The organism is Psychrobacillus sp. (assembly GCF_056205495.1).
This window is the reverse complement of record NZ_JBAEAP010000311.1, coordinates 1-5077: the sequence shown is the minus strand read 5'-3', so window position 1 is coordinate 5077 and position 5077 is coordinate 1. Positions and strand designations below refer to the sequence as shown.

General features: G+C 37.5%; 6 protein-coding genes. 4 read left to right on the top strand and 2 right to left on the bottom strand.

All coding sequences use genetic code 11. The features are described 5' to 3' along the window. From AC06OU_RS09120 to AC06OU_RS09110, 3 genes are all read left to right on the top strand, one after another. Positions 1-904 (top strand): MFS transporter (locus AC06OU_RS09120; RefSeq protein ID WP_475855333.1); only part of this gene is annotated, 904 nt, incomplete at its 5' end. A gap of 51 nt (positions 905-955) precedes the next feature. Beyond that, positions 956-1669, top strand: coding sequence for an N-acetylmuramoyl-L-alanine amidase (locus AC06OU_RS09115; protein WP_475855335.1), 714 nt, complete (start codon positions 956-958; stop codon positions 1667-1669). A 77-nt stretch (positions 1670-1746) separates the two neighbouring features. Beyond that, a complete protein-coding gene (locus tag AC06OU_RS09110) occupies positions 1747-2799 on the top strand; it encodes an Mrp/NBP35 family ATP-binding protein (protein WP_169359341.1) in 1053 nt (350 codons plus the stop codon). Positions 2800-2828: 29 nt separating this feature from the next. Here AC06OU_RS09110 and gerD read toward each other — a convergent pair whose 3' ends face one another. Further along, positions 2829-3401 (bottom strand): spore germination lipoprotein GerD, encoded by a 573-nt coding sequence (gene gerD / locus AC06OU_RS09105; RefSeq protein ID WP_475855331.1) that lies wholly within the window; start codon positions 3399-3401, stop codon positions 2829-2831. Between the two features lie 137 nt (positions 3402-3538). Between gerD and AC06OU_RS09100 the strand changes: the two genes are divergently transcribed. After that, on the top strand, positions 3539-4216 hold the full coding sequence (locus tag AC06OU_RS09100; RefSeq protein WP_475855330.1) for a KinB-signaling pathway activation protein: 678 nt from the start codon (positions 3539-3541) through the stop codon (positions 4214-4216). A 65-nt stretch (positions 4217-4281) separates the two neighbouring features. Here AC06OU_RS09100 and AC06OU_RS09095 read toward each other — a convergent pair whose 3' ends face one another. After that, positions 4282-4941, bottom strand: coding sequence for a polysaccharide deacetylase family protein (locus tag AC06OU_RS09095; RefSeq protein WP_475855328.1), 660 nt, complete (start codon positions 4939-4941; stop codon positions 4282-4284). Positions 4942-5077: the final 136 nt, after the last annotated feature.

The following is a 5077-nucleotide window of genomic DNA, read 5'->3' as shown; positions in this document are numbered from 1 at the left end:
TCAATACGCAGGATTTATCATTTTTGCAATTGTTCTTGGAATGAGTCAATCGATTGTAGAGCCGACCTATCGTGTTCTGTTGAGTCTTTATACGGAACCAGAGAATAGAAGACTAATTTTTAATATCCGATATTTCTTGATTAATATTTCTGCTGCTGTAGCTCCCCTTACTTCTGTCTATTTTCAGCGTTTTGGGCTAGAGAATATATTCTTTGGAGTAGGTTTTATCTTTTTAATTAACATTATTACATTTTTAGTGTTGTTTAAGAAGTATCCAATGGTGTGGCCAGTGGCTAGTGCAAGTAAATCATCTATTTTTCAATCTTTTTATGTATTTAAAAAAGATTATGCGTTTAGCATTTTTGTACTAGCTCTTATTTTTGTAACCTTTGGATACAGTCAGTTTGATTCGACCTTCAGCCAATATCTTGGAAGGACGTTTGACGCTGAGCTTGCTGTACAATATTTTGCATGGCTGATCACTACGAATGCTATTACGGTTCTTGTCATCCAATATTTTGTTTATAAGCTTGGTGAGCGGATTAGTACGACTACTTCTCTCATGATAGGAAGTGGGATGTTATCCATAGGATTATTAATATTTGGCCAAAGTCCTAATATTATTGTTTTGATTGGAGCGATGATAATCTTCACTGCTGGAGAGGTGCTCGTATTTACAATGGTAGATATACATATAGACAGTATGTGCGAGGACCATGAGAAAGGAACTTACTTCGCTCTAACCGGAGTTAAGTCTATTGGTAGAATAATTGCTCCTAGTTTGGGAGGCATACTCTTAGACAAAATAGGAGCTGGAGCAGTCGTGTTCTTTATCATATCTATTATTACAGTTTTATCTGTTCCCTCGTTTTGGATAAGTTCTAAAATGAAGCCTAGAATCTAATCATACTATTTGTCCCTCGTACGTATAATGAGTGAAAAAGGGGCGATTAAACTGAAGAAATGGTTAACAATTGGGGTTTTATTTTTTGTCACTCTATTAGCTGTAACGTACAGTACGAGAGCAAGTGATATTGGTTTCTTCCTACCAGTGCCTTTGAGTGGGGTAAAGATTGTGATTGATCCAGGCCACGGTGGTATGGATGGCGGCGCTAGTTATGGAGAAATAGTGGAAAGAGATATTACATTAGCTATGTCTCTTAAACTAGAGAAGTTATTGAAGTCTCAAGGGGCAACCGTTGTTATGACAAGAACTAAAGAAGGAGACGCTGTAGCTGAACATTCACCAGATGAGGATTTTCCAACTACAAGAGCTAGAAAACGAGCGGACCTTTTGCTTCGTGAGGAGATAATGAATAACTCTGAGCCGGATATGGTAATCAGTATGCACGTTAATGCTGTGCCAGAGGAGAGATGGAGAGGAGCACAGGTTTTCTATCATGCGGAAGGACATGAAGGTGGTCAGTTATTGGCAAAGTCTATTCAATCTTCTATAAGAACTAACATTGGGAATACAGAAAGAGAAGCACTAGCTATTAAACAAGTATACATTTTAAAGAAAGCGAAAGCCCCGGCGGTATTAGTAGAGACAGGGTTTATAAGCAATACGGAGGAAAGAGAATTGCTAACATCAGACAAATATCAAAACGATATGGTAAATGCAATTGCCAAAGGGATTGGTGTATTTGTAGAGGAAAGCATTTATTGAGCCGATGATGGGATGGTAGACACTCGTATATGGTATACTATATTGCGAATAGTTAACTAAAGGGGAGTGTCTACACAATGATTAATGAGAATCAAGTTCGTACATTACTTGGGGAATTAAACGATCCGTTTTTACATAGAACGCTTGAAGAAACGAATGGTATCTCTCAAGTTTCAATAAAAGAAGAAAAAAATCATGTTAGCGTTAAGCTTGCAATCGCTAAGATCAATTCTGCGGAGCAGATGCAATTACAAACAAAAGTGGTTGAGGTATTAAAAAACGCTGGTGCAAATACTGTAGGTATTCGTTTTGAGGAGCTTCCTAAAGAAGTATTGGAGCAGTTCAGAGGAAAAGGGAAAGAAAGCGATAGCGAAGATATTCTTTCTCCAAACAGTAAAGTAAAAATCATCTCAATTGCATCAGGTAAAGGTGGAGTAGGTAAATCTACAGTATCCGTAAACTTAGCTGTTGCTCTTGCAAGACTAGGTAAAAAAGTTGCTTTAGTTGATGCAGATATTTACGGCTTCAGTGTGCCTGATATGATGGGTGTCAAAGACGTACCACAGATTAAAGAGGATCGAATTATTCCAGTGGAACGCAAAGGCGTAAAAGTAATATCCATGGGATTTTTTGTAGAGAACAATACTCCAGTAGTTTGGCGTGGACCAATGTTAGGGAAAGTGTTAGACCAATTCTTTAAAGACGTAGAGTGGGGAGAGTTAGATTTCTTGCTACTAGATTTACCACCGGGAACTGGTGACGTCGCGTTAGACATACACCAAATGCTACCGGCTTCTAAAGAGATAGTTGTAACCACTCCTCACCCTACAGCTGCGTTTGTAGCAGCGCGTGCAGGTGCAATGGCATTACAGACGGACCATGAGATTCTAGGTGTTATTGAAAATATGTCCTGGTATGAATCTAAATCTACAGGCGAAAAGGAATTTGTTTTTGGAAAAGGCGGAGGACCAAAACTTGCGGATGAACTTCGTACAGAGCTTCTTGGCCAAATTCCATTAGGTCAGCCTGACTGGAACGACATTGACTTTGCTCCTTCTGTATACGGCGAAACGCATGATACTGGGAAGCTATACTTAGAAATAGCTGAAAAAGTAATAGAAAAAGCATAAAGAAAAGGCCGTTTCCATAGAGGAGCGGCCTATTTTTCTTCTTTTTTACCTCCCTCTTCTTTAGAGCCACCTTCTTCTTTAGAAGCACCGGCTTCTTCCACTAGCTTCTGCCATTTTGCTTGGAGGGACGGACTTTGGATAGTTTCTTCCACAACTTTTTGAATTTCTTTTCTCATATCACTCGATTTCAATGTTTTTTCTAATTCTTTTTTCATTTCGTCTGAGCTAAAGAATGTCTCTAAGTCTTTCAGATACTCTGGATCCTTCATCATGCTTTTCATTAAGTCTTCTTGTTGCTTCTTCATACTCTTAGCCATGGTCTCAGAAAATTTAGGATCCTGGTAAATTTCTTTCCAAAACTCCTCGGCTTCCTTCGAAAGCATTGTCTGTTCTACTGACTTTTTTACTTGCTCACTGTCTATTACAAGCATTTCTTGAAACTTTGGATCCTCTAAAAGAGTTCGAATAGCTTTTTTACCATCCTCTGTCTGTAAAGCATCGATTAACATCTTTTTGTTTTCTTCATATGAAGGAGTACTAGAAGAGTCACTACAACCAGCTAGTAACCCAATACTTAATAAAATCAAGGCGAAATACTTCATTGATTCCTCACCATCCTTTTCAATTATTGTTCACAATTAGTACGGAAATATGTATTGATATTATGAAGAAATAGATTTTTTGGCAAATCGTTGTTACAATTGAAGGATGAAATAGAGTAGATGGAGGCAACCTAGCTGTGACAATACGAAATTGGTTTAAATTTTTTATCAATTCCATGCTCATCGGTGGTTTAATAACAGGAGTTTTAGGACTATTTATCCGTTGGGATGATGCCTTTGCTAAATACTTTGAAGCAGGCCAATGGAGTGAGTTTCTTGCTGCCTTTGCTTTTATGGTAGTAATGGGCTTTACCGTAAGTGTTATTACTCAAATGGGATTTTTCGCATATTTAACGATTCACCAAATGGGTGTAAATATATTTAGAACCCTAACTTTATGGAATTGGGTACAGTTATTAATCATTGCATTTGTCATATTTGATTTAATAATGTTCCGTTTCCGTCCAAACGCGGATACTACTTCGCAAGTTTGGCTATACGCTTTCTTGTTAGTCGTTCTAATCGGAACAGGAGTAGTGGTGGCGCTTATTAAAGCAAATAAAACGAAAAAACACGTGTTAATCTCTGCATTGTTCTTTATGATTGTAATTTCAACATTAGAGTGGCTGCCTGTCTTAATGGTTAATGCGGATAACGTCGATAGCTGGGTTACTTTATTATTGTTCCCAATTTTAGCGGTTAATGCATATCAGTTATTGGCTTTACCAAAATACAACGCTAAATCTGATGAAGACCGATTAAAACTAGAAGCGCGTAGAAAAGCGAGAAGAGAAGCCGAGGCAAAGGTTAAATAAGAAAACTGCTCTGACTATTAGTCGGAGCAGTTTTTTATTATAGAAGAATAGTTGAATTCTCTACGCTATTCAGGATAACTTTTGGTTTTCATTTTCATATTAAATATATTTTGTTCAATACTAACAAAAGGCTGTGATCTTAAATATTTTGCAAGCTGGATTGTATCGATTCTTTCTTCCTGGTGGAGAGGAACGGTAAGTATATCTCCCTTCGTAAGCTTAGGCACAGTATTTCCTAAAACTAAAGTAGAGCCTAAAAGATTTACTTCCTCCTTCCAGGCATCTTTTTGAAGTTCAACAGGGAACTCGTAATCAGAAGTCCGAAACCAATCTGGCTTCACACCAATAGCCTCTTCAAATCTATCTATTTCTTTTTTAAATAGACTCCGGTCCTCTATATACAGCAAGCCCTCTTTACCCAACAGACTAATAGGGATTTTTTTATCCTGCATCATTTTAATAATGGGCTCAGATCGCTCAATCCATTCAATGCTAATGAAAAAATGAGGATAAGGAGCTTTTAAACCTTCTACTAGGGTTTCTACATCCTCTCTACCAAATGATAGGTCGATAGTTACCGTATTCCCATAGGCTCCCTTCGAAATAACACTTGGTTTTTCGGTTACTTGGAACACGGGAAGAAGTGTAGAGTAAGTATTGGGCGCGAAGAGTAACAGCAAGAATAACAATACAGAAGTGATGGTTATTAAGAGCTTTGTTTTCAAGGAAACACACACCTTTTCAATTTGTTTTAATAAATTTTATGATTAAGTGTTGACATTCATGTTAAAACGATGTTAAGATACAAAGGTCGCTAAAACAAAACGACAAAATACATTATATGAACATTGAAAACTGAAC